The organism is uncultured Pseudoteredinibacter sp. (genome assembly GCF_947502065.1).
In the GTDB taxonomy this organism is placed as follows: domain Bacteria; phylum Pseudomonadota; class Gammaproteobacteria; order Pseudomonadales; family Cellvibrionaceae; genus Pseudoteredinibacter.
Genome location: NZ_CANMYE010000001.1, coordinates 801,695 through 827,523, shown reverse-complemented (window position 1 = coordinate 827,523; position 25,829 = coordinate 801,695). Strand labels below are relative to the sequence as shown.

Annotated in this window: 19 protein-coding genes, 3 tRNA genes and 1 pseudogene; 10 read left to right on the top strand and 13 right to left on the bottom strand. The window is 46.1% G+C overall.

The annotated features are described in order from the left end of the window. The first annotated feature begins 231 nt into the window (after nt 1-231). The 4 genes and pseudogenes from Q1A41_RS03620 (at nt 232) to Q1A41_RS03605 (ending at nt 5,029) form a co-directional block, all read left to right on the top strand. A complete protein-coding gene (locus tag Q1A41_RS03620; RefSeq protein ID WP_299974823.1) occupies nt 232-1,308 on the top strand; it encodes a D-alanine--D-alanine ligase in 1,077 nt (358 codons plus the stop codon). Beyond that, on the top strand, nt 1,292-2,167 hold the full coding sequence (locus tag Q1A41_RS03615; RefSeq protein ID WP_299974820.1) for a hypothetical protein: 876 nt from the start codon (nt 1,292-1,294) through the stop codon (nt 2,165-2,167). The genes Q1A41_RS03620 and Q1A41_RS03615 overlap by 17 nt, the downstream gene beginning before the upstream one ends. A 1,052-nt stretch (nt 2,168-3,219) precedes the next feature. Further along, nucleotides 3,220-3,657, top strand: a pseudogene (locus Q1A41_RS03610) (IS3 family transposase); the annotation flags it as partial. A gap of 163 nt (nt 3,658-3,820) precedes the next feature. Beyond that, entirely contained in the window at nt 3,821-5,029 is a 1,209-nt protein-coding gene (locus Q1A41_RS03605; RefSeq protein WP_299974817.1) for an IS256 family transposase, read from the top strand. A 63-nt stretch (nt 5,030-5,092) separates the two neighbouring features. On the opposite strand, the gene Q1A41_RS03600 is transcribed toward Q1A41_RS03605, so the two are convergent. The 4 genes from Q1A41_RS03600 to Q1A41_RS03585 all read right to left on the bottom strand — a co-directional run bounded on the left by Q1A41_RS03600 (nt 5,093) and on the right by Q1A41_RS03585 (nt 7,767). Then, nucleotides 5,093-5,569: a hypothetical protein gene (locus Q1A41_RS03600; RefSeq protein ID WP_299974814.1), complete on the bottom strand. Its 477-nt coding sequence runs from the start codon at nt 5,567-5,569 to the stop codon at nt 5,093-5,095. Between the two features lie 197 nt (nt 5,570-5,766). Continuing rightward, nucleotides 5,767-6,810, bottom strand: a complete 1,044-nt coding sequence (locus Q1A41_RS03595; protein ID WP_299974811.1) for a macro domain-containing protein — start codon at nt 6,808-6,810, stop codon at nt 5,767-5,769. Between the two features lie 11 nt (nt 6,811-6,821). Continuing rightward, nucleotides 6,822-7,460, bottom strand: a complete 639-nt coding sequence (locus Q1A41_RS03590) for a DUF4433 domain-containing protein (RefSeq protein ID WP_299974808.1) — start codon at nt 7,458-7,460, stop codon at nt 6,822-6,824. Between the two features lie 230 nt (nt 7,461-7,690). Further along, a tRNA-Val gene (locus Q1A41_RS03585) sits at nt 7,691-7,767 on the bottom strand. 224 nt (nt 7,768-7,991) lie between these two features. On the opposite strand from Q1A41_RS03585, the gene Q1A41_RS03580 reads away from it, so the two are divergent. The 3 genes from Q1A41_RS03580 to Q1A41_RS03570 all read left to right on the top strand — a co-directional run bounded on the left by Q1A41_RS03580 (nt 7,992) and on the right by Q1A41_RS03570 (nt 12,173). Beyond that, a complete protein-coding gene (locus Q1A41_RS03580) occupies nt 7,992-8,996 on the top strand; it encodes an NAD-dependent epimerase/dehydratase family protein (RefSeq protein ID WP_299974805.1) in 1,005 nt (334 codons plus the stop codon). 8 nt (nt 8,997-9,004) lie between these two features. Then, a complete protein-coding gene (locus Q1A41_RS03575) occupies nt 9,005-10,015 on the top strand; it encodes a glycosyltransferase family 4 protein (protein ID WP_299974802.1) in 1,011 nt (336 codons plus the stop codon). 220 nt (nt 10,016-10,235) lie between these two features. Continuing rightward, entirely contained in the window at nt 10,236-12,173 is a 1,938-nt protein-coding gene (locus tag Q1A41_RS03570) for a nucleoside-diphosphate sugar epimerase/dehydratase (protein WP_299974799.1), read from the top strand. Between the two features lie 32 nt (nt 12,174-12,205). On the opposite strand, the gene Q1A41_RS03565 is transcribed toward Q1A41_RS03570, so the two are convergent. Continuing rightward, the gene (locus Q1A41_RS03565) at nt 12,206-13,591 is read right to left on the bottom strand and encodes a Na+/H+ antiporter NhaC family protein (RefSeq protein ID WP_299974796.1); all 1,386 of its coding nucleotides are present in this window, start codon (nt 13,589-13,591) and stop codon (nt 12,206-12,208) included. Nucleotides 13,592-13,824: 233 nt separating this feature from the next. On the opposite strand from Q1A41_RS03565, the gene Q1A41_RS03560 reads away from it, so the two are divergent. Next, nucleotides 13,825-14,718, top strand: a complete 894-nt coding sequence (locus Q1A41_RS03560; protein WP_299974794.1) for a DMT family transporter — start codon at nt 13,825-13,827, stop codon at nt 14,716-14,718. A gap of 59 nt (nt 14,719-14,777) precedes the next feature. On the opposite strand, the gene Q1A41_RS03555 is transcribed toward Q1A41_RS03560, so the two are convergent. The 8 genes from Q1A41_RS03555 to Q1A41_RS03520 all read right to left on the bottom strand — a co-directional run bounded on the left by Q1A41_RS03555 (nt 14,778) and on the right by Q1A41_RS03520 (nt 25,198). After that, nucleotides 14,778-15,206: a PaaI family thioesterase gene (locus Q1A41_RS03555; protein ID WP_299974791.1), complete on the bottom strand. Its 429-nt coding sequence runs from the start codon at nt 15,204-15,206 to the stop codon at nt 14,778-14,780. 65 nt (nt 15,207-15,271) lie between these two features. After that, nucleotides 15,272-15,697: a hypothetical protein gene (locus tag Q1A41_RS03550; RefSeq protein ID WP_299974788.1), complete on the bottom strand. Its 426-nt coding sequence runs from the start codon at nt 15,695-15,697 to the stop codon at nt 15,272-15,274. Between the two features lie 66 nt (nt 15,698-15,763). Continuing rightward, nucleotides 15,764-16,414, bottom strand: a complete 651-nt coding sequence (locus tag Q1A41_RS03545; RefSeq protein WP_299974785.1) for a transglycosylase SLT domain-containing protein — start codon at nt 16,412-16,414, stop codon at nt 15,764-15,766. Nucleotides 16,415-16,453: 39 nt separating this feature from the next. Further along, a complete protein-coding gene (gene ligA / locus Q1A41_RS03540) occupies nt 16,454-18,499 on the bottom strand; it encodes an NAD-dependent DNA ligase LigA (RefSeq protein WP_299974782.1) in 2,046 nt (681 codons plus the stop codon). Between the two features lie 114 nt (nt 18,500-18,613). Next, a complete protein-coding gene (zipA, locus tag Q1A41_RS03535; protein ID WP_299974780.1) occupies nt 18,614-19,588 on the bottom strand; it encodes a cell division protein ZipA in 975 nt (324 codons plus the stop codon). 112 nt (nt 19,589-19,700) lie between these two features. Continuing rightward, nucleotides 19,701-23,201, bottom strand: a complete 3,501-nt coding sequence (gene smc, locus Q1A41_RS03530; protein ID WP_299974777.1) for a chromosome segregation protein SMC — start codon at nt 23,199-23,201, stop codon at nt 19,701-19,703. Nucleotides 23,202-23,398: 197 nt separating this feature from the next. After that, nucleotides 23,399-24,715 carry a c-type cytochrome biogenesis protein CcmI gene (gene ccmI, locus Q1A41_RS03525; RefSeq protein WP_299974775.1) on the bottom strand — a complete coding sequence of 439 codons (1,317 nt, stop codon included), beginning with the start codon at nt 24,713-24,715 and terminating at the stop codon, nt 23,399-23,401. After that, nucleotides 24,716-25,198, bottom strand: coding sequence for a cytochrome c-type biogenesis protein (locus Q1A41_RS03520; RefSeq protein ID WP_299974772.1), 483 nt, complete (start codon nt 25,196-25,198; stop codon nt 24,716-24,718). Nucleotides 25,199-25,448: 250 nt separating this feature from the next. Between Q1A41_RS03520 and Q1A41_RS03515 the strand changes: the two genes are divergently transcribed. Continuing rightward, nucleotides 25,449-25,524: transfer RNA gene (locus tag Q1A41_RS03515), tRNA-Val, on the top strand. A 42-nt stretch (nt 25,525-25,566) separates the two neighbouring features. Then, nucleotides 25,567-25,643: transfer RNA gene (locus Q1A41_RS03510), tRNA-Asp, on the top strand. Nucleotides 25,644-25,829: the final 186 nt, after the last annotated feature.

Genomic DNA, 25,829 nt, shown 5'->3' with positions numbered 1-25,829 from the left:
GCCTGAATTGACAATTGGCAGCCTCACGTCGCCCACTATAATCACGTCTACACCAACAATATCAGAATTAATGTATACACCGTTTCATTATTAGCACATACTGGCTTGCTGAAATTGCTTTTATCAAGTGTATCTTGAGCGCAAGGCTTCTCAAGCCTCGCACATATTCCCCTCGATTTAATCACTCCCAGCACCTTCATTTACCGCCATTTAGTGTAAACAAGGATTGCTATGAATATTGAAATTATCACCACACCAACAAAGGACCTTCTTGAATCAGGGTTCGGCAACTATAAATCTTGCCAAAATGTCTTAAATTCCATACAAAGGATGGGGCATAACTGCCGCCTCAGGTCATGCAGGACGCTACTCGACTTAAAAAAGGTCTCTTGGAGAAACCCTGATTTGGTTGTCTTAGCAGTTAAATACATCAAACTAGACTGCGGAGAAAAAGTTTGGCTATCAGAGTTTTTCTCGCAGTGTTCAATTGCCCACACTGGATCTTCTCGACACGCTCTAGAGTATGACTCAAACAAAGCACTTGCAAAACACTACCTGAAAAGAAAAGGGATTCCTACAGCTGAATTCTTCTTAGCTGCAGTAGGGCAATACCGACAGCAGGATAAATTACCTATTGAATACCCTCTCTTCTTGAAACCCAACTTGGCCGCAAACGGAAATGGGGTCAGCGATTTATCATTTGTATCTTGTTATAAGGACTTCAATCAAAAAATTTATTCCCTTCAGAAATCCTATGGCGAACCCATACTTGTTGAAAGATACTTATCTGGTAGAGAATACACTGTCGCAATACTCGACACAGCCAAAGGCCCTCCCATTGTATCTGGGGTAGAGATATTTCCTCCCATATCTGATAAAGGTCACAGAATATTAACTGGGAAAATCAAAAGGGATAACTCTGAAGCCCTAGTTGAGATAACAGACAATAAAGTAAAGGATATAGTTAGCAAAATTGCTATGGATGCATATGTAGAACTAGGCGCAGAGGGCTTTGCCAGAATAGATATAAAGGCGGATAGCTCTGGCAAACTCTACTTCATTGAAGCCAACTTGGTACCAGGTATGACCCGTGAATCAAGTTACTTCCCTGAAGCTTTCAGAATTGGATTGAAACAATCTTACGATGAAACCATTGCTCACATGATTGAGCACTCCCTTAATAATAAAGTTCCAACTTCTCCATCGCGCCCTCCTCATTTGCCAACAAACATGATCAATCATTCGATGATGCCAACCTATGGTCCCTCTTCTTCCACAAAAATGAAGCAAGATGATGACACTCAATAAAACTGAATTGACAATTATATTCCTTTTTAAAATAATTCTATTATTATTGTCACAACCCGGTTTTTCTCAGAGCAGTGAAAACCTTGAAGAGAAAAACAACTCTCACCCCTCAAAATCTAGAAGCCAGATATCATGCAGTTATGGTCTAATTAAATCTAACGAAGAATGCATGACTATTCAAATGCCCGCTAGAGCCTACCTCGATTCGTCGGGAAGAAACTGGGAGTGTGAGCGAGGCTATAAAAAAAGCATGGATCAATGCATCAAAATCGAAGTACCTCAAAATGGCTACTTGCTAGAAGACTCAAAGTACAATAAAGGCTGGAAATGTAACTACGGTTATGTCGATACTAAAAACCAATGTCAAAAGATAAGAGTACCCCTAAATGGATACTTAGATGGTACAAATAAAACACTTGGCTGGGCTTGCCACTATGGATACCAAAAAACGAAAGAAGACTGTGTAAAGATCATCCTTCCATCTAATAGCTACCCGACAATTCAAGAGTATGGAAAGGGGTGGATTTGTCATCACGGGTACGAAGACAAAGGAAAATCCTGTGACAAAATTCAAATACCAAAGAATGCTTTTTTGGAGCGATTTGGGCAAGGTTGGGCTTGTAGTCGTGGTTTTCTTAAAAAAGGGGAAGCCTGTGAAGAAATAGTTTTGCCTCCAGATACCTATCTGAATGACACTGGGAACGCATGGAAATGTAAACGAGGATCCAAAAGAGTTGGAGAAACCTGCGAAGAAATGTCAGTTCCTGAAAATGCCAACATTGACTATTCAGGGAATTCTTGGCGTTGCAACCCAGGGTACAGAAAAAGAAACGAACTGTGTTTACCGATGAGAAACTAAGTTTCGCATACTAATAGCTGGGCCTTTCACTATTTGAAAAGCCCTTCGTTATACAGTCCCCACTGATCAGTAACCGCAATTACATAGGGGTGGGGGTGGGTTTGGGTACAAATCAACACCCGTATGATCTTAAATAGGCGTGAATGTAATCGGATTTGGCCTCCTATCTTCGATGAGCTTGTATCTGGCTCACTCTTAGAATCAGGCAAGAATTCAAATGTTGGACGGATACCGACTTAACACCTTCACATTAACGTCATAGAAATCAGCTAAAAAGACTACGCATATGCTAAATGCCTGTATGAAAACGCAGCAGCACACTTAATCGGCAGATCTCTCGCAATGTGCATTCAGTCATGGACTAACATGATTTTAAGCTGCTGCTTCTGCGGCTTTTTTATGTCAAAATGGCACGTTAAAAGGCTATGCATAGTGCTTGTCGAAAACCAAGGTTAAAGAGAGTTCCTCAGATGGCCCCCAATCACAGGAAGTGCTTGCAATACAATTTGGGAATTCATTGGTCAAACAGCTGATAAGATTCTGCGCGACTCTTTCTAACTCTAGACTTGAAAGGTCCCCCCTTTACAGGCCTACCTGAAAGCTCAATTGTTAGTAAATCCTTGTCCTCGCAGGCAAAGCTCGTAGTAAGGTTCACGCGATTATATAACGAGTCTATCGCAAGCAACTCTTCAGCTCGTTGGATCACCAGATCAATAAACTCAGCCGCCCACAAATCTTTCCCAGGGTTACTGTATGTGCATGCGTCAAACCGCACACCGGCTTTGTAACAAAATCACAATTCATTAGTTGGAAATACTACATCCTACAGTAACATTAAATCTATATGGCATAATCAAAGCTCTAATCAAATGTGCAACTAGTTCTAGCTAAGTATTACCCGACAAACGGCAATGAAAACTTAAATAAGCAATGGGAATGTCACTTTTGGCCGCTAGATATATCAGCTTGCCGCTCCTCAACATAGAGATCACGAAGGCGCCTAACCACCTTTTGATCATCGCAAGAAAGGCTTCTAAAGACTTCGCTTAGCGGGACGCTGGACTTATTTGGCGACTATTATGGATCAATATTCTCGGCGGATCTTAGGCTGGTCGCTAGCGTATACGCGAACTACAGAGTTAACGATGACCGCTCTGAAGTATGCCATCAGTAAAGGCCGAAATAGTGAGTCGGTGGTATTGCACACAGATAGAGGGGTAGAGTTTACCGGATCTGGCTTTCAAGGTTTATTAAAAGAAAATGGAATGCACCATAGTGTGAATCGTCCGGGCTATTGTACAGACAATGCATTTATGGAATCATTTTATCATTCACTAAAAGCTGAGCTGGTACGAAAAAGAAAGTTTAGAAGCTTTAAGCAATTGCATCGAGAGCTTGGACGATATATAAACCAGTTTTACAACTCGGTAAGGCTGCACTCAGGATTGGGTTACACCTCACCGATTAAATATGAACAAATGGCAGCGTGATATGGAAAGGTGTCCATTTTTGCGGGTGAAGATCAGGAGGCCACAAAGACCAGGCAATTAAGGACAGCTATACACATGACTTGGACCGGGTGAAACGAGACTGTAGATAAAACTGTGTAACTGCCTATCATTAGAAGCCTGCAAGGGCTAAGGATAGGTAGATATGAACAAGAAAGAACTGGAGGCCTTCGCACGCGAAGCCGCTAAGTCCTTCAAATCCGAGAAAGATCTCAATGACTTTCGACAGATGCTGACCAAAGTGACGATCGAGACGGCTCTCAATGCCGAACTTGACGAGCACTTAGGATACGATAGGCATGAGCCATCTCCCTGTGGTAATAGTCGCAATGGCTACACCAGCAAAACCCTCAAGACAGATGATGGTCAGTTTGAATTAAGCACACCTAGGGATCGAGACGGCAGTTTTGAGCCCCAGCTAGTCAAGAAGCAGCAAACCCGCTTTACATCCATGGACGATAAGATTCTCAATCTTTACGCCAAGGGTATGACTACCCGCGAGAACGTCGCCACCTTCAAGGAAATGTACTATACTGACATCTCTGCCTCGCTGATATCTAAAGTCACTGATTCAGTGATTGAACAGGTAGTGGAATGGCAATTTCGGCCACTGGATGCGGTTTACCCCATTGTTTATCTTGATTGTATCGTGGTGAAAATTCGCCAGGACAAGCAGGTCATCAACAAATCGATTTACCTCGCTTTGGGCGTTAACCTTGAAGGCCACAAAGAGTTACTGGGTCTATGGATCTCTGAAAATGAGGGTGCCAAATTCTGGCTCGGCGTACTCACCGAACTGCAAAATCGCGGAGTGAAAGATATTTTGATCGCTTGTGTTGACGGCCTCAAGGGCTTTCCTGATGCGATCAATGCAGCCTTTCCAAATGCTCGCATACAGCTCTGTATCGTCCATATGGTACGTAACTCGGTGAAGTATGTGCCCTGGAAAGACTACAAGGCTGTCACGGCGGATTTGAAGCAGATTTATCGCTCTGCCACAGAAGAGGAAGCCTTACGAGCACTGGAGGACTTCAGCAAGCGATGGGATGGTAAGTATCCGCAAATTAGCCGCTCCTGGCGTAGCCACTGGGAAAATCTCAACACGCTGTTCAGCTACCCAGAAGATATCCGCAAGGCGATTTATACCACTAACGCTATTGAGTCACTCAACAGCGTTATCCGTAAGGCCATCAAGAAGCGTAAACTCTTCCCCACGGATGATTCAGCCAAGAAAGTAATCTACCTGGCGATTATGGATGCATCTAAAAAGTGGACCATGCCAATTAGAAATTGGAAAACGGCCTTGAATCGTTTTATGATCGAGTTCGAAGACCGCTTAAAAGATTATGTTTAACCCTGGCAGTTACACAGAATTATTTACAGGCTCGGTGAAACCTGTCGAATGATGACCAATACGCTAGCCTGATCTTTCTCTTTCCTTTTTATTAAAATGAGCTTCAAAACTAACACCCGTCGTAAGCTTCACTATATAGTCCAGCGCTACACATAACTCATGATCAACTGTAATACTAACTAATAGTAGCTGGTCTACGTAACGCTTTTGGTCTTCCTCCCGTAGACGTGTAAGCTTTGCGGATAGGTTTACCCACGTAACCAAAGATTCCTTTCTTGCAGATAACCCTTCCTTCAACTCCTCAACACGAGCTTGTGTTAAATCCCCAGATCTATATATAGCCAATATGAGTTCAGACAAAGGAGCATTTACAACCGAATCAAAAGAAAGCAACCTTACTTTCAATATTTCCAAATTTGTAAAAATGCTGCTCTCTAGATAGCTAACCTCAGCCAGACGCCGAGTTTCAGCGCTATCCTGCCTTTGCTGGTTTATAAGAAGAGCATTGTCACGCCGCTGCTGGTCAAGCTGAGCGGCCATAACCATTAAAGCCCCGAAAGCCAACCAAGTCCCAAGCGTTCCCCCCAAAAAGCCCCCTAATTCAGCCCATTTTGAATGCTCATTCCAAAACCCCAAGCCAAATTGGTTCGAATAAGCTATGACAAAAAAACAGACACTAGAAGCGCAAAAATGATTATCCTTAATCCCACAAAATCTCCATAATCACACTGTACTGATTAAACCCACCCATGTTCGCTAAGAACTCGAAAGGCTATAGATATTTGTCGATCACTGAACTGCGCCTTTCTTTCATTCCATGCATGTACTAGGTTGGTAGCATCTCCTACAGTTTTAGCACCCTCTCTCTTGACTACCCAATGAACTGTCGATAAAAGCTCCAATCCCATTGGAGATTCAAAACCATCTATAAGCTTAGAGACTTTTTCAAATCGATCTTTTACATCACATCTGGTGCTCAAACATTTTCGTGCATCCTGAATAGCACCAGGAATTAGCTCAATTTCTTTGTAAGGGTTGTCGCCACCATCTGCATAACCACTTATCATCTGTCCCTCGATGTGGTTCAACACATGCCGAATCTTTTCAGCATAAGGACCATAAGCACCTTTGCTATAATTCAAATTCAACTCTTGTCCAGACTCCTGCATGAAATACATTAGCTTGTGGACTTCCAACAAACTAACCATTGGATCTAAAAGTCCCTTCAGATAACGCTCAATAAGTTCAAGTAGAACAGCCCTACCTTCGGTCATCCTGACCTCCTTTTTATTTTTTACCATTTTATCAGCTGTAGGGGCACCGCTAGGCTCATAAACAAATACTTCAACATCTTGAATTCCCCGAAGCTCATTTTCAATATGACCTTTAACAACCCCCCAATCAAGTCCACCTAATCCAGCCCCTAATGGAGGCAATGAAATAGACTTAATACCTAGCCTCTCTATATCATTGCGTAGAGCTTTTAGGCCTGAAACTATATCTTCAACCCTACTTGCCCCCCTCCAATGTCGCTTGGTTGGAAAATTGATAATATATAAAGGGTTTGTAAGTTGACCAGTTTCATAAATAAACATTGAGCCAGGTTGAACTTGCTCTTTTTTGCACGCTTTCTCATAGGCATTGAAATTATCAGGCCAAGCCTTCTTAAACTGCAAAGCAATCCCGCGCCCCATAACACCAACACAATTGACTGTATTAACCACAGCCTCGGTGTCAGCTTTTAGAATGTCGCCAGACGTGTATTTGAAATTGCTTTTCATTTTTAGTAACCCTAATAATACCAAGCAGGATTAACTTGAACCGAAGGCTTATGATCAGCTACAGAAATTTCATTCATTACTAATTGATGCCTTGTGTTGTCATAAACTACTACTCGCTCTACAAGAGACCACGAGAAGCAAGCTTGAACAAGAAATTCAGCCTGTTTGGCATCCCTGCAGTCCTTCCACATTTTTGATCCGACTGCATCCCAATCTATTTTATTTAGCTCACTTAAGCTCGAAAAATCATCAAAAAAGGATGCTCCAGCATTCCCAGTTGTACACGCCCACTTAAGACCGTGGGACTCAGCCCAAGAAACAGTTGTCTTCAAATCTGCCTCTAAATAGACAATAGGCGCTTGTCCTCCGTTATAAGTGAGATCATGCCCTTGCCTATGAATAACATATAGCATTGGAGACCAAACACCAAAATAAAACGGAACACACTCACCTACAAATAACCCTGGATGTGACGCGAGTTCGTTTGATTTCAATCTCCGCTCTTTGATATGCGGAGCTCCAATATTGGTTCCAGCATTAGGTTGGCTTGCAATTCTCGAATCACTTAGAAGTCCATTTTGAGATATCACCGACTTCAACCTATCCACATGCAATATGTGATAAATTTTGGGGTTTTCTGGTGCTGTCATTCCGTTGCCTTGCGTTTAAAGTAAACCACATTCTATATCTTCAGAAAAAAATGAGAAATATATCTTTTCACAACAATAAGCATTTAAGGAACTTTAGTAACCAAAGCATCAATCACACGCCCAATACTCTTAAAATAGTACTTTTGTGCGTAAACATTGAAAGTTTGTGCGTAAGAACAATACAGCTCAAACTTCGGTATCACTTAAGCTATTGATTAAACTTGAGAAATTGGTACGACCGAGTGGACTCGAACCACCGACCCCCACCATGTCAAGGTGGTGCTCTAACCAGCTGAGCTACGGTCGTACAATAGATTACCCAGCGGATGCCTTGGCAATCGAGGCGCGTACTCTACCAGTGAGTATAATAGCTGGCAAGGCCTAAAGAGTGAAAAAAGTCATATCATTCCCAAGCTAATTGCGTAAAATACCCTTTTACAGCAGTTACTTAGCCACAGCCATAGCCCCATAAGCTAGGGATTGCACGGTACTTGCTGGCCACCCCCAATACTTAGGAGCCTCAACAAAACAATGGCCATTGTCATCAGCGGAAGCAGTGGTTTTGTCGGCCAGGCCCTTATTCAGCATTTGCATAGCCAAGTAATTGGGCGCGACCAAGGCATTGTCGCATTGTGTCGCCGATTGCCCAAAGCTCCTATCGATGGGGTTGAGTATCAGCTCATTGGCAATTGGAACTGCGATCAATTGAGTGCAACTATCAATGCAGGCGATAGTATTGTCCATCTTGCCGGCCGCGCGCATCAAGGGCACAAATGCCCGATGGAAGAAGCCAAGCTACAAGAGCAGTCCCACCTAACACTCAGTAAAGAACTGGCCAATGCAGCCAAATCAAAAAGAGCCAAGCGTTTCATCTATATTAGCAGCGCCAAAGTATTTGCCGAAAACAGCGACGGTAATGCGCAAGCATTTGCACAAGAAAGCGACGTCAGACCAGCCGATCCTTACAGCAAAGCCAAATGGAAAACCGAGCAATGGCTCGAGAGCTTTTGCAGTCTTAATCAGTTAGAGCTCATTATTCTGCGTCCAGGCCTTATCTATGATCGACACGCTAAAGGCAATATAGCCAAACTACAAGCCCTTATAAATAGCGGACTGCCCTTACCATTTGCAGGCCTAAATAAGCGCAGAGACATGATTTCACTGGCCAATCTGTGTCACCTTATTGAACACTGTATCAAATGCCCTCCCCCAACAAGACATACCTTTATTGCAGCTGATGATAGCCCCTTGAGCAGCCGCGAATTAATTTTATTACTGGCAAAAGCTGAGGGCAAAAAAGCGCGTTTATTTCAGCTGCCTAAATGGTTATTGCAACTGCTAATGCGACTGCCAGCATTTAATCAGCAATGGAGCAAACTTAGCAGCGAGTTTGCACTAGACAGCCAGCAATCTAAGCAGCAGCTAAATTGGCAAGCGCCCTTTACAGCAGAACAAAGTTTGTTGGAGCACAGCTTTTGTACTGCTAAAGAGGCCCAGCACGGCCCGCAACAAAACAGCAGAGACGTAGTACAGTGATGTTAACAATGGCGCTAGAATTAGCCTTATTTTCCGCTCTTTGTTGGCTACTAAGCCACGCGGTGCGCAGCTATGCCATAAAAGCTCAGGTTGTCGATATACCTGGAGAGCGCAGTTCCCACAGCCAAATTACACCTCGCGGCGGTGGTTTGGCTATTGTGATTTGCGCATGCCTGCTGGCAATCTATCTAGCCCAACAAGATCCATCAATGACAGCTTGGCTAATCGCTATCTTTTTTCCGGCCAGCGCCCTGGGCTTATTTAGCTTTGTAGATGACCACCGCCCCTTGTCACGCCGACTCAGAATGCTGGTTCATATGTCCTGCGCGACCCTTTTTTTATATCTACTGCCAACGACTAGTAGCTTGCAAATTGCCTCATTCAACATCGCTATCAATAGCTTGTGGGCACTGCCCTTTAGCCTCATAGCCATTAGCTGGCTTATCAATCTTTATAATTTTATGGATGGTATTGATGGCATAGCCGCCAGTGAAGCCATTTGCTTATTGCTTGGCCTACAAATCATTATTACGGCGAACGGTGCGGGATTCGATCAGATTCTAATGGGGCTAGCAGCTGTGATCAGTGGCTTTCTCTTCATCAACTGGGCACCCGCCAAGGTCTTCATGGGCGATATTGGCAGCTGCTTTTTGGGTTTGGTACTAGCCGCTATTGCCTGTTATTGCAGCGATCGTTATCACATCTCCCTATGGTCTGCCATTATTTTACTGACTACCTTTATTTATGACGCCAGCTGGACATTGTTATACCGAATACTAAGCAAACAAGCATGGAACGAGCCCCATCGCAGCCATAGCTACCAAATTCTAAGTAGGCGCTGGGAAAGTCACGGTAAGGTAGTCTGTGCTATGCTTGCAGTAAACACCTTCTGGTTACTGCCCTTGGCGATGTTAGCAAACCACTATCCAGCTTGGGGGGCAGCAATTTTTATCTTAGCGTGCCTGCCTTTTGCGACCATTGGTCACAAATTAAAAGCCGGTCATAAAACGCAACTGTAGCCTTATCAAGCGCTAGCGCATACTGCAGATCAAAGCTAGAATAGGCGGTTGCAATTGTAGCTTTCGAGACCGTTAGAATGACTGTACTCAGGCGCTCTTCCTAGGCAATCTAATTTGGCTAGTGTTTTGAAAAAAGCCTTAAGTGCCCCGGATAGCGTAAAAGATTGAGTAAAAGGCAAAAATAAGGCCCCAGAGCCAAAACAATACAGCGAAGAAGTCATTGGATCTATTACATAAACAACTGGCAAAGACACCGCGCGCCTTAAAAAGAGGCCTTTCAGTACTGTATGATGTGCTAGCGATTGCTACTGCATTGTATATTGCCTTCGCTATTCGCCTAGGCGAAAGCTATGAATTTACCCTTTCGGCGGACTTAAACACCTACGCTTTAACGACTGTCATATCTGTTGCGTCTTTTATACGCTTGGGCCTGTATCGCGCCGTGTTGCGCTATATGACCTACCAAGCCATCTACACGATTGTGCTTGGTATTGTTATTTCGGCCGTCGCCTTAATTGCCAGCAGCTTCTTTACCGATAGCTTTATGCCAAGATCGGTACCGGTTATTTATGTTTTTGCTGCCCTTCTGCTCGTCGGCTTACCACGTCTTTTGATTCGCAACTTAGTCCAGATTAGCGATGTTATGCAGGGCGAAAAGGTGATTATCTATGGCGCCGGCGTCAGCGGCAGCCAGTTAGCAGCGGCGCTGCAACTCTCACCTGATTACCAGCCAGTGGCCTTTGTTGACGATAACAAACGCCTACATAACAGCACCGTTAGAGGCATTTATGTATCAGCCCCTGCTGAACTTGAAAAACTGATTGAGCGCTATCAGACCGACAAGGTGCTGCTCGCTTTAGGTAGAACCCCACGCGCCAAACGCCATGAAGTGGTTAAAAACCTAGAAACTATGCCGGTACAGATTCAGACCGTTCCCAATATGGCTGAGATTTTATCGGGGCGAGCCAATCTAAATGATATTAAAGATATTGAGATTGAAGACCTTTTAGGGCGCGACCCTAGCTTGCCAGATCACAAGCTGATGGCCGCCAATATCAACAATAAAGTTGTACTGGTGACCGGCGCTGGCGGCTCAATTGGCTCGGAGCTTTGCCAACAAATTGCTCTGCTAAAGCCAAAGACCTTGCTATTGCTGGAGCAGAATGAATTCAACCTTTATCGTATTAACGAGCAATTACGAGATTTTAAAGAAGATAAAGAAGTACCGCTGCAAGTAAAAACCCTACTCGGCTCGGCAGCCGATGAGCAGCTAGTTGCACGTATTTTTAGAAGCTACGATATCGATACTGTCTATCATGCTGCGGCCTACAAGCATGTACCACTGCTTGAAGACAACAAAGTTGAAGGCTTACGCAACAACGTACTCTCCACATGGTATACCGCCAAAGCCGCTGTAGAGTACCGTGTTGACAGCTTTGTATTGATTTCCTCAGATAAAGCGGTGCGCCCAACCAATATTATGGGCGCCTCAAAGCGTATCGCCGAGCTTATCTTGCAGGCGATGGACAGCAAACAACAGCATACTCGCTTTTGTATGGTGCGATTTGGTAACGTTTTGGGTTCGTCTGGCTCTGTTGTTCCGCACTTTAAAGAGCAAATTGCATCAGGTGGCCCTATTACGGTAACCCATCCTGATATCACTCGTTACTTTATGGTGACCAGTGAAGCTGTTCAGCTAGTGATTCAAGCCGGCGCCATGGGCTCGGGGGGCGATGTATTCGTATTAGATATGGGCGAACCCGTGAAAATCTCAGACTTGGCAAAAGAAATGATTTTGCTATCTGGCCTGCAGCTAAAAGATGAACACAATCCAGATGGTGATGTTGAAATTCACTACACTGGCCTTCGTGCAGGCGAAAAGCTTTATGAAGAACTGCTTGTCAAAGAAGAATGTGAGCGCACTCGCCATCCTCGTATCATGCGCAGCCGTGAAGAGGCGATGAGCTGGTATGAAGTTAACGCCTTTATCAATACCATCAAGCAATTAGACGGCTCTGAAAGCAACACTGAAATTGCCAAGCTTTTGCAAGCTTCAGCGATTGACTATCAAACCCAGCAGCCACTAACACCGCAGTTTCGCCGCACTATTCAGGCAATATGCGAAGATAGCATTCCTACTGCCCAGGCGAGCTCATAAAGCTCGCCTAATTATCCCAAGCCAATTCGGTTTTAGCTCACTACCCCAATCAGCATAAATCCTATAGTCGCTGCTGCCGCTGCAAGCAAAGCGTAAGGCAGCTGTGTTCTTACGTGTTCAATATGATCAACTTCCGCCGCCATGCTAGATATTACGGTGGTATCACTTATCGGCGAGGCGTGATCACCGAACACACCACCAGACAGCACAGCTGCAACAAGCGCCGCCAAAGGCAGCTCCATGGAGCCTGCCAGCGGAACCGCTAAAGGAATCAGTAGTGAAAAAGTTCCCCAGCTCGAGCCAATTGCAAAGGCCACCACTGAAGCCAACAGAAAGATAATCGGCAGCAATAGCATTTTAGGCATTGCTCCATGTAGAAGCTGCGCTAAATAATCTCCCGCTTGTAACTCTCGGGAAACCGCTCCTAATGCCAAAGCTAACATTAATACCAGAGCTACCGGGACCATTTTTCCGGCGCCCGCAAAATATGGCTCGGCAATACTCTGCTGCTTTCGCCACATAAAGCTGGCGGCGACTGCCGAAGCTGACAATACAGCCCACAGAACACTGGTAGAGCCAGAGCCCTGCCTTAAATCACCGTCACCGGTTATCCATAAGCCCAATGGCATCACTAGAACCAAAGTAAGAATAGGTAATATCATCGCTAGGGGCTTGGCGCTTTCATTTAGCGCTGCTTTCGCGCTCGGGATATCCTCTTGTGCAGCCTGTGTATTACTAGAGTTTGCCTTAGCTAGCGCCTCGGAGCTTTTCATTGGCCCCCAGTTTAAATCAAAGGCAATAACCGCCGCTACCAGCAGCACTGCGAAAATGGCATATAAGTTCAGCAATATCGCCTGAAAGAAAACAGTTAATGGATCTTCAACCCCAGCACCCGACAACAAGCCTAAGTTAAATGCCCCCCAGGCATTGAAGGGAATTAAAATACAAATTGGAGCAGAAGTTGAATCAATAATGTAAGCCAACTTAGCCCTAGAGATCTTAAAACGATCAAATAGTGGCTTAGCGGTGGTCGCCGAAACTAAGACCGTGATATTGGATTCAATAAAAATTAACACGCCACTTAACCAGGCGACGGCCTGCGCTTGTTTGCGTGACTGGCCCCAACGCTTTGACTCTAACCAAGCTACAAATGCTCTAACCGCTCCACTGGCCTCAAGCAATGCAATCAAGCCACCGACACAGAGGGTAAACAAAACCACTCTTGCATCACCCGCCGAGGATAAAACCTTTACCACCCGGTCAATGCTCTGCGCTATAGCGGTCAAAGGGTTGCCGCCTAATAAATAACAGCCCAACCAGATACCGGCGATAAGTGCGGCAAATACCTTGCGAGTCCATACCGCCAAAACAATGGCTAATAGCGATGGCAATAAAACCGTAAATCCCAATTCCTGCATGTATGGACCTTTATCTATTATTTGTATTTATGACTTAAGTAAAATCGTTGTGCTTTTTCCACTACGCCGCCGCACTCATCACAGCGCTGCACGAATCGGCGATAACCGTGTTACTAAGCAGACCGCCAATGACAATTTCAACACTCTATTGAGTAGACGTTTTAGGTTACAATATTGTGCAATTATTTTTATGACTTTTCCGCTCCTTCCCATTAAACAATCCGGTGAGCAATGTGGCAAACAGCAGTAACGACAAGCCCTTACTAGGAATGGCTTTCGCCTTTGCCACTACCATTGTCGGCGCTAGTGCATCTGCCGCCACCAAATATATTTCCAGTGAAGTCCCACTGGGCAGTATTGTTCTAATTCAATTTGTCGTCGGCTTGTTCGTATTATCACCTTGGATGTATCGCCAAGGCCTTAGCGGCCTAGCTAGCGAACATTGGCAGCGTCATATTATTCGTGGTTTAGCGGGCTTTGCAGGTTTTTGCTTTTTCTACCTTGCCCTACAACATATCCCCTTAGTCGACAGTAGTTTACTACGTCATAGCGCCCCGTTGTTTGTCGCCATAGTGGCCTATCTATGGGTAGGCGCGAAAGTACCTAAGAGTCGCTGGCTACCCATGATTATTGGTTTTTTAGGCATTGCTCTCATTTTACGCCCAAGCAGCTCTGTTAGTATTTGGCACCTAGCAGGTCTTGGCTCAGGGCTCAGCTTAGCGATCTCGATGGTCGGCACTCGCTTATTATCCCATGACGAAAGCAGCTCTAAGATTCTCTTTTATTATCACATCATTGCCTTAACATTAAGCCTTCCATTGGCGCTTTACACTTGGCAAGGAATTCCCGCCTGGGCTTGGCCTTATCTGCTGTACAACAGCTTGTCTATCTTTGTGGCAATGTGGCTTTATACCAAAGCTTATAGCTACGCCAAAGCCAGCGTGGTATCGCCGATCGGATATTTTTCGGTAGTAAATGCCGGAATTCTAGGCTGGCTAATATGGGATCATCTGCCGGATGCCATAGCCTTTATCGGAATTGCTGTCGTGATTTTCGCCGGGCTTATTACCGTTTGGCAATCAGCCAGAGAAGAAAAGCAAAATGCTAAGCTGAACTCGAAAAGCTGAAATCTCCAAACTGCTTTTATGAAAACAATAAGCAAGAAAACAGCCATCGAACTTGGCGCTTACTCAATGGCTACGCCATCAATGCTCTCAGATCCACCTCGATAACGGAACACCCCTTGACAGCTGGCCACCGGATTATCCTCAGCATCAAATATTCTAACTTCAGAATAAAAAATCTTGCGCCCCGAATTGCTAACTCGCCCCTCAGCATAAATCACCGAAGTTTTGGCCAAGCCAAGAAAACTAGTATTTAGGGAGAGTGTAGAGGCAAAACGGCGGCGATCTGGATGCGGGCAATAAACGCCAGGAAAAGAAGCCGCGATATCCGCCAAGCTCATGATGAAACCGCCATGGGGAGCCCCCTGACTGTTTTGAAAATGCGGTAGCACCTCAGCCGAAATTCTTACAAAGCCATCTCTCCATTCCTCGATTTTCACTCCGAGGTGATCGTTAAATGGGGGCTGTTTTTTATCTTCCCAGTGACTCATTGCTTAGACTCTCGTCGTAATAGACAGAACAGTTTCAACCAAAGCCATTGGGAGGACAATGGTGATCAAAGACCGGTTTCATGCTGCCATTGACAGCGAATGCGAGAAACTTTGCTACCCGGGCTATGATAATCACCGTCACAACTCCAACTGAATGTGTGATTCCCTGACAACTCAGTCTCTAGATGTACAGTAGCATCAACCCAGTACATTTTGGCCAATAGCTCCTCGAAAGCCTTTAGCCATTCTTCCCATTCGTACTCGATAGCCTGATAGGAGGCACCAAAGTGCATAACCTCAGTTTGATAGCCAGTCATACTGGTTTCGATTCTGGGTATGGCAAACATTTCCTGGCTTAGAAATGGCCACTGCTCTGCACTGGGCAAAGCCAACATAGCAGAGCGATTTATGCGGCGGCGCTCTTGCTCAGTACTCAAGCCCACGGCATCTTTTATGCAGCCATATACGATGGATTCTGAATCAGCAGACATAGTAAACACCTAAAGCAAACGACATAGTGAGCTTTATCAAACCCATTTAATCCGTCGTTAATTAAATTAAAAAATCCACCAACCACCAGACTGCAAACGCTTTTCACATTTTTTTAGCTGTTGGCCATAACGTTTTGATTGTCGATCAACCTTTTTAGCCACGTTGATCAACCAAGATTTCTTGCGATAACTTTTGCGCTCAAAGCCACCATGCCCTTCGTGATAGGCCAAATACAAACGATAGGCATCGGTTTTCTTGATGCCCAATCGCTTATAGCTCTGATGGTTATACCAGCCGATAAAATCAACCGCATCATCAAAATCGTCCCGATCTGCACTCCAGCGGCCAGCTGATTTCATATACCAATCCCAAGTGCCATCTTTTGCTTGGGCGTAACCATAGGCGCTACTTTTACGGGGGCCAGGAATGAACCACAAAATTTTAGTACGAGGTGGCGCCGCATCATCCTTAAAACTGGATTCCTGCTTCATGATGGCCATCATCACTTCAATAGGACTACCCCAACGCTTTTTTGATTTCGCCGCATCATCATACCAATCATCTTTTTCATCGAAGATATCGCAAATATTGGAAGTATTTGAAGGAGGTGAGCTTGCGCAGGCTAACAGGGACAGCAATGCGAACGATAAAGCAAAGAAGCGTAAGCCGCGCCATAAACGTAGTAGAACTCTCTTCGAATGATTAAATTCGCACATGCTATAGTCGTTATATTATTCGTTTTTGAAATCTATGCGCTATCGATGTTGCTGCAACAAAGCTATTAAAGCATCTTCATCAATAATCTCAACACCTAAATCCTGAGCTTTTTTCAATTTTGAGCCAGCTCCAGGGCCAGCCACTAGCACACTGGTTTTAGCTGATACGCTTCCAGCTACCTTTGCACCCAGCTCTTGCAGTGCGGCCTTAGCCTCATTGCGCGACATTTGCTCAAGCGTACCGGTCAACACATAGGTCAAATCATTCATTGGCAGCTCATCAGCGGCTTTCACTTCTATATCTGGCCACTGAACACCAGCCGCTTGCAAGCGCTCAATCTCTTGTCGATTGCGAGAATCTGCAAAAAAGCCCAAGATAAATTCAGCCATAATCGGCCCAACATCACTGACCTCCAACAGCTTATCCGCATTGGCGCTCATTAAAGCATCGAGATTACCAAAATGTTGAGCTAGATTTCGAGCGGTGGCCTCACCTACTTCACGAATACCCAAAGCAAATAAAAAACGGGGCAAGCTTGTTTGTTTGGCCTGCTCTAAGGCTTGCAGCAAGTTTTGAGCGGATTTTTCAGCCATTCGCTCCAATGCGCTGACGGCATTTAGCTCAAGATGAAACAAATCGGCCATCGATTCTACTAAGCCGTTTTCAACCAACTGGTCAATAAGCTTATCACCCAAGCCATCTACATCCATGGCTTTACGAGAAACAAAATGTTTCAAGGCTTCTTTGCGCTGGGCCGCACATATCAAACCGCCAGTACAACGAGCGACAACTTCGCCTTCTTTACTGACTACAGGGGAATCACAGACAGGGCATTGCTCTGGGAAAGTAATATCCGTTGCATTATCGGGGCGACGGTCTTCCACTACCGAAACAATCTGTGGGATAACATCGCCCGCCCTTCTCACAATAACTGTATCGCCGACTTTTACTCCTAAACGGGCAACTTCATCACGATTATGCAAAGTAGCATTAGACACAGTAACACCGCCCACAAAAACTGGCTCCAATCGCGCTACAGGCGTAATTGCCCCTGTACGCCCCACCTGGAATTCAACATCCTGCAGTATGGTGACTTCTTCTTGGGCTGGAAACTTATAAGCAATTGCCCAGCGCGGGGCACGCGACACAAAACCTAAGCGTTGCTGTTGTTCGCTACTGTTAACCTTAAAAACGATACCATCGATGTCATAAGCAAGCTCATCACGCACCTCGGCAATATGTTGGTAATAACTAATGCACTCTTTAATATTGGCCGCCACTTTCATTTGGGCATTAATTAAGAAGCCCCAATCCCTGAGCTTATAGAGAATATCAGTGTGTTTTTCGGGTAACTCAGGGGCGCTACCTAATTCGACAAAGCCAACACTATAAGCACACATTTCTAATGGACGCGACGCTGTAATTTTAGAATCCAGCTGTCTTAGACTGCCTGCAGCAGCATTACGCGGGTTGGCAAACTCCTTCTCACCTTTATCTCGAGCTTTCTGGTTTAAGTGCGCAAAACCCTCTTTGGGCATATAAATTTCACCGCGCACTTCCAAGATTTCTGGAAAGTCGTCGCCCTGCAAGCGCAATGGAATAGAGCCGATCGTTTTCACATTCTGGGTAATATCTTCACCGGTACTGCCATCACCACGAGTAGCTCCCTGCTGTAATACCCCATTGTGATACATCAGGCTCACCGCTATACCATCTAGCTTTGGCTCACAGCCATATTCTAAGTCGCTATTAGTGGCCAAGCGCTCTTGATTACGTCGATTAAAATCTTCTAAATCTTCATCATTAAACGCATTATCCAAAGACAGCATTGGAACCCGATGGTCGACCTGGCTAAAAGCGGCCAAGGGCTTACCGCCCACACGTTGCGATGGTGAATCAGCAACCACCCATTCTGTTTGGCTTTGTTCTGTGGCTTGAAGCTGACGAAACAGCCTATCGTATTCAGCATCTGGGACACTAGGAGCATCTTGCACATAATATTCATGGCTGTAACGTTGTAAGGTTGCCACTAAAGCCAAATATTCTTCACGGCTGGCACAGGGTTCTATATTCTGCTGGCTCATAATTCTCTGTGATTATTTAAGAAGCCTTGAGGCTTAGACTTGCGACGAGGTATCGCAAAAGAAATCAGGCACGCCCTAACGAATGCAGAGCGAGCCAAACTAAAAGTAAAACGATTACTGACGAGATAACTGTCGACGTGCAAATTCACGCACACGCTGGCGGCAATGCTCAATGGTTTGCTGTGTCATCACACTACGGTTCTCATCTTTTAGCTCGCCGCCCAAACTATCACAAAGCGCCTGAGTGGTATCTACCATAGCCTCAAAGGCATTTAAACTGTCGCCATTAATCGGCAAGGTAAGAAAGAAACTAACACCTGGAGTTTCAAAGCTGCTCATGGCATCTAGATCAAAAGTGCCCGGTACAACCATATTCGCCATACTGAATAATATCTCACCGGACCCATCAGGCTCACTGTGACGATGAAAAATATTCATGGTGCCAAAGCGCATACCTTTAGCCAAAAGCACCTGCAGAAGATCCTCACCCTGGAAACGTGCCCCAGCTGGCGCCATGACATTAATAATGATCACTTCTTCAGGATCTTGACCTGCTGAGTTATCCTGATCGACACTGGTTTGATGATGGGAAGCGACAGAGGATTCAGCCTCTCGACGAACTGTACGAGTTGCAGAAACTACACCTTCGTCCAATAAGGCACCTGAGTCAGCCTCATTAAATACGGGCTCTAAACGATCAGAGTGGTAATCCGCCTCTAGCTCTTGCACGGAGTCTTCGGCCTGCTCACTCACAGAATCCATCAACATCGGAACCTGCTCGTCAAGATTCAGGCTAACCTGCTCGGTCACTGGACGGGGTTTTTCACCAGGCGCAACAAAAGCTTTACGCACCTCGGTATTCAGATCTTCCGCTTCTGAGAGGTCACGATTAACGACTCGCGCACCCCCATTGGGAAGCTCACTACCATATTCTTCATCTTTATCTAGATTGTGCTGCATGTTTAAAGACATGCGAATGGAATCCCGGCGATTCTGACGCATACGTCGAATACCGTCTAACACCACACCAACAATTAACAGCACGATAATAATGGTCAATACGTGCTGCATTTCAAAATCGAAATTCATCCTTTCTCTTGCCTCTCAATCTCTTCCCTTTCGGCCACCCCCCTGGCAGCTAGCGGGAATCAACTTTGCCCCTTGTTTAATAGAAAAAACTCAAGGGCAAAAGTTCAATCTCTTACATGGCGGCCAGTTCGGCGGCCTCATCAACATCCACGCTTACTAAGCGGGAAACACCCGGTTCATGCATGGTAACACCCAACAACTGATGGGCCATTTCCATAGCAATCTTATTGTGGGTGATATAAATAAACTGTACGTGTTTGGACATTTCTTCAACCATACGCGCGTAACGGCCCACGTTGGCATCATCCAATGGTGCATCAACCTCATCGAGAATACAGAACGGTGCTGGATTCAAACGGAAGATCGAGAATACCAAAGCAATCGCCGTTAGCGCCTTCTCACCACCGGAAAGTAGATGGATGGTACTGTTACGCTTGCCTGGAGGGCGCGCCATAATGGCGATACCGGTATCCAACAGATCATCGCCGGTTAACTCGAGATAAGCATGTCCCCCACCAAATACTTTCGGGAAAAGCTCCTGTAAACTCTCATTCACCTGATCAAAGGTTTCTTTAAAGCGAGAGCGTGTTTCTTTATCAATTTTCTTGATGGCGTTTTCCAGAGTTTCTAGCGCATCTTCCAGATCTTTATTCTGGGTATCCAAATAGGTTTTACGCTCAGACTCTGTTTTGTATTCGTCGATCGCCGCCAAGTTAATCGGGCCAAGACGACTAATGCGATTTCCAATTCGCTCTAGCTCTTCTTCCATGGCTTTTTCTTCGGCATCTTCTGGTAGCTGCTCTAAAAGAGTTGGCAAATGGAAACCATCGTCGACCAACTGCGTCTCTACCGTACTGCGCTGAACTTCTACTTCGCGAGTAAATAAACGCTCTTGCTCTAGACGCGTACGAACCGATTGTATTTCGTGCTCAGCCTTGCTGCGGTCTTGTTCGATCTGGCGCAGTTTTGCTTCAACATCATCAACCGCTCGGCGGGCATCCGCTAGCTCACCTTCAACACTTAGACGATCCTCTAGGCGCTCCTCGAGCTCCATCTTATATTCTTCAATCGGATCGCGGTTTTCACCAAGGGTAGCCTGCAACTGCTCGCGGCGATCTTGTGAACGCTGCACCTGATCACGCAAACGCTCGATACCAGAGCGCATGCTGTCTAACTGAGTACGCAATGATTGGTAGCGTATCGCCAACTCATGACCGCGATCTTTATCATGACGCGCGCGCTGGCGGGCCTGATCTAATTTCTCGCGCAACTCATCGCGCTTACCCAATAACTCTTCGCGCTTATCGGTATCCTGCTCCATCGCATCGATGGCTTCTTGCAGAACCATACGCGATTCAGATAGCGCCTCGGCCTCGGCATCCATTTGCTCTTTGGCTTCAGTGATTTCACTATCCAAACGCTGGCGGCGCATGCTGGTTTGTTCAACCTGCACTTGCTTGGCACTCACCTGCGAGCGCATTTCGCCATAGCGGCGATTCAAATCTTCCGCTTCGCGACGTTTCGCTTCGCGCTGTTGTTCTAAATCTTTAATATTGTCGCGGCGCTGCTCCATAGCATCGCTCAGCTGCTCAACCTGTTCTTCCAGCTCGGCTATGGCGGCGGTCAGCTCTTCTAGCTCTTGTTTGCGAGCCAAAACACCGGAGGCAGCGTCGTTATCTTTGGCAACGCGCATCCAGTTGGCACCAACCCAGATACCCTCTTTCGTCATCACAGATTGGCCAGCCGACAAGCTACTACGCATAGCCAAGGCTTCGCTGATATTCTCTGCCGCTAAAACATTCGCTAAGAAGTGGCTAACATCAGCACTGCCGCTGACAAAGTTAGCCAGGCTTTTCGAATCGACTGCAGCTTTGCCGCTATTCGCATCAAGAAGGACAAGCTCACCTTGATCAAGCTTGGCAAATACATCCGCGATATCATCAATGCCATCAGTACAAACAGCTTGTAAATGATTACCCAAAGCAGTTTCTACCGCCATTTCCCAGCCAGCTTCTACTTGTAGCTGCTCGGCAAGGCGAGGTTTATCGGCCAGGCCTTGCTCGCTCAACCACTCACTAACCGCTTCATTCTGCTGCCCCATAGCGGCTTGCTGCAAAGCTTCTAAAGAAGCGTGGCGACCGCGCATGCTGGATAACTGATTGCGCAACTGATCCAAAGTTTCGCTGTCGCTATTACTTTGCTCGCGCTGTTCATTAATGCTTTCGCCCATTTCTTCAACGGCAGCACGTTTTGCATCGGCATCAATATCCAGCTCAGCCATGCGCTCGCTTAACTCGGCAATTTCTTCGTCAACCTCAGAAGATTGTAAATTGCCGCGCTCTTCATCTAAGCGCTTAATGCGATCTAGCAAACGGCTTTGAACTTGCTCTAGGTGCTGAATTTTGGACTGTTCAACTTCTGCACGCTGACGGGGTTCGGCTGCTGTTTGGTTAAAGCTGTCCCACTCAATCTGCCAATCTTGCATGGCATCTTCAGCGGTTTGCAAAAAGTCACCGGAATCTTCCTCGGCGGCTTTAATCATTTCCAATTCGGGCTCGATTTCAAGTAGCTCTTCTTCCCACTGTTTGGTTTTTTCTGTGTCGGTGAGAAGATGCTGCTCAGCTTCTTTGCAATCGCGTTCGGTTTGCTCTAAATCACGTTGCAACTCTTGCGAACGAGATTGAGCATGCTGAATATTTTGCTCGATACGAGCGATCTCAGAACCTAGCGCATAAAAGCGACCTTGAACTTCATTAAACTTATCGCCCATTTCAGTATGCTGTAGGCGGTATTCTTCGATTTCAGTATCTTTACCTACTTGGTCAGTGACAAAGGATTCAACTTTAAGCTCTAGCTCTGTGATAATCCCCTGCTTAGACTTAGCCTGTTCATCCAACAATTGGAACCGCAGCGCTTGCAATTGCGCCTTGAGTAAACGCTCTTCTTTTTTGAATTCGGTATATTTTTCAGCAGCGACAGACTGACGCTCTAAGCGGGAGAGCTGGCGCTCAAGCTCATCGCGAATATCGGTTAAGCGCTCTAGGTTTTCCATAGTGCGGCGCATACGGTTTTCGGTATCGCGTCGACGCTCTTTATATTTGGAAATACCAGCGGCTTCTTCGATATAAACTCGCAGCTCTTCAGGTTTCGCCTCAATCAAGCGGGAAATCATACCCTGCTCGATGATGGCGTAGCTGCGTGGGCCAAGGCCGGTGCCTAGGAAAATATCGGTAATATCACGGCGGCGACATTTGTTGCCATTTAGATAATAGGTATTGGTGGCATCACGGGTTACTTTACGCTTTACAGAAATCTCACTGTAACCGGCATACTCACCCACCAGGGTGCCGTCGCTGTTATCAAAGATCAGCTCGATTGATGCCTGACCGACAGGCTTACGACCACCAGAACCGTTAAAAATAACGTCAGTCATGGATTCGCCACGAAGGTTCTTCGCGGAAGATTCACCCATTACCCAACGCACTGCGTCGATGGTATTGGATTTACCACAACCGTTTGGACCAACAATGGCACACAGGTTCGATGGAAAGGAAACCGTCGTCGGATCTACGAACGATTTAAAACCTGCTAGCTTAATGCACTTTAGCCGCATAAATCCTTTTCACTCAATAGTCTTGCAATATATTGATTTTATTGTAGTTTTCTGAACAGCCAAGCAGTTTTCAGAGACACAACCTAAAACCCGCCATTCTACACGTTTGACTGAGTTTTGGCACCCTGGAAAGACACAGCCGGTGGCAATCGACGCCTATATTAGCGCCTTTTAACCTGCCACTGGCTGAACGGAGGCTAGATTTGCGTATTGATCTCTATACGATGCTGCTCAGCACTGCTATTGGCAATCGGGCCTAAGGTTGACTGCCAATCGCCCGCTTGCGGAATTGCCTGCCCACTGGCCGAAACTCTCGCCACCAGCTCTAGCTGAGGGAAAGTAGCAATCGACATGCCTGGCGCCATTGCCATCGCCTCGTTGAGCTCGATCTCGGCAGGCAGGTCTTTAACCTTGATACGCGCAATAGCTAATGGCATTGGTGCTCCCTGCCAAGCTCTGGCATAGACGAAAACCGCATGCTCAGGATTTAAGCTAAGCCCCTCTGCCAACTCAACCTTGAGCTTAAGACTTAGCTGGCCGTTAGCTTCCGTAGGCGCTTTTTCTTCTGCGCCGGCTTCAATAGAAGCAGAATTGGCGAGTAATTGCGCACCACCTTGTTTAGCCCCGCCTTGTTCATTCATTAAGGCTCGCGCCCGCAAAACGCCCGCCGCTAAAGACTGCGCGCCCGCACTCTGCGGCCCCAATAGCTTAATAGCTTTCTCCCACTGGGCGATAGCCTGCTGGTAATCTTCCGCCTGAAAGTAACGAATACCGTCTAGGCCAAGTGCAACATGGCTATTGGGGTCTTGCGCCAAGGTCTGGTCGATCAAGATTTCAATATCAGGCGTTACACGATTGCCCGCTACGACGAACAATAGCTGCGCCAGCTCTCCCATCACTAACGGTGATTTGTCTATCTCTAGAATGGCGCGATAGGCGTTAATAGCCGTTGGATATTCCTGCAAATCAGTGGCATTTCTAGCCAATAGATAACGGTACTGGACGTTCTCAGGGTCTTTTTCCAAGCGCTCTTCGAGCTGAGACATCAAGCGCCTTGCAAGGGCTGGATCTGGGTTTTGCCCTGACTGTACCGCCATAGTGTCAGCGGCAAATTTATCTTGTATGGCCTTAGTCAGGACAATGTCCTGGCTGGCGCCGTTGTATTGGTAGAAAGCAAAAACAAACACCACCAAGATTGCTGCTGAAGCTAGAAAGACGACTCGCCCAGAGCTTTGTGCCTGTTGAGCTGCCTTTGGCTCGCCACTATCAGTCCCATCAGCACCAAGCAACTCCAAATCAAGCTCAGCCTTAAGGGCTTCATACTGAGCATCATCAAAATCACCATTATTACGCTGCTCAATCAGCTCAGCACAACGCTGATCGTACAAATCAACATTGAGCGATTGGCGCTGCTGGGCCTTTAACTGCTCACGGCCCTGGAATAACAACGGCCAAAAAACAAACAACAAAGCCAATAAAGACAGCGTGGCGGCCGCTAACCAGATAGATAACATTTAGTTTTGATCCTTAGTTTTTTCTTCGCGGGCTTGTTGCAAAATCTCTTCAAGACGGCCTTTATCGATTTCAACAGTCTTCTCGATCGGTTGCTGGCGACGAAAAATCAACAAAGCAATCACCAAACCCACCAACAACAACGCAATCGGGCCACCCCAAAGCATAATCGTCTTCATACTTAAACGTGGACGATATAAAACATAATCGCCATAACGGGCAACCATATAGTCTTTAATTTCGGTATCGTTTTGCCCTTCTTGCAATAAACGATGCAGTTCACGCCGTAAATCAGCCGCGATGGGCGAGTCGGACCCCGACAGGTTTTGATTTTGACACTTAGGGCATCGCAGCTCATCTACTAAGACTAAGTAGCGCTCGCGCAGCTGTGGATCATCAAATTCATAAAGATCGACCACTGCGCTGGCTGTTGTCGCCACTAGAGCGAGCAGTAAGGAAACAATTAGGCGGTTAATTAACGTCATGTTATTCACACACTGTTGAGGAAGTCGCTCTCTATACATCTACCCCGTAATCACCAGAGAGCTCCGAATAGCCCGCAGTATATCAACGCCAGCAGCAGTAACCCATAGCTTGCGGCTATTTCTGAGCCTAAGCCACTGCTTTTGTTGAGTTTTTATGCAAATTTCAGCTTTTCGCAAGAAAGGTGAAGTTTTTATTAAAAAACGGTTGACGCGAAAAGATTAATCATTATTATACGCCGCTCCTGACAGCGGGTGGTTAGCTCAGCTGGGAGAGCATCGCCCTTACAAGGCGAGGGTCACAGGTTCGATCCCTGTACCACCCACCACTTTCAAGCGTGACACGAAAGTGAGTAACTGTCAGATATAGCGGACCGGTAGTTCAGTTGGTTAGAATACCGGCCTGTCACGCCGGGGGTCGCGGGTTCGAGTCCCGTCCGGTCCGCCACTATTCCGAAAGGTTGCAAGCAATTGCAGCCTTTTTTTATGCCTGAAAGAAAGCATTTGGGCCGGATGGGTGACAAAATCACTTGGAGTGATTTTGGATTGCGACCTTGGGAGCAACCCGAAGGGACATTTGCAGGAGCAAATGGTCAAAGCACGCGTATCGGGTTCGACAAAACTGCAGGAAGCA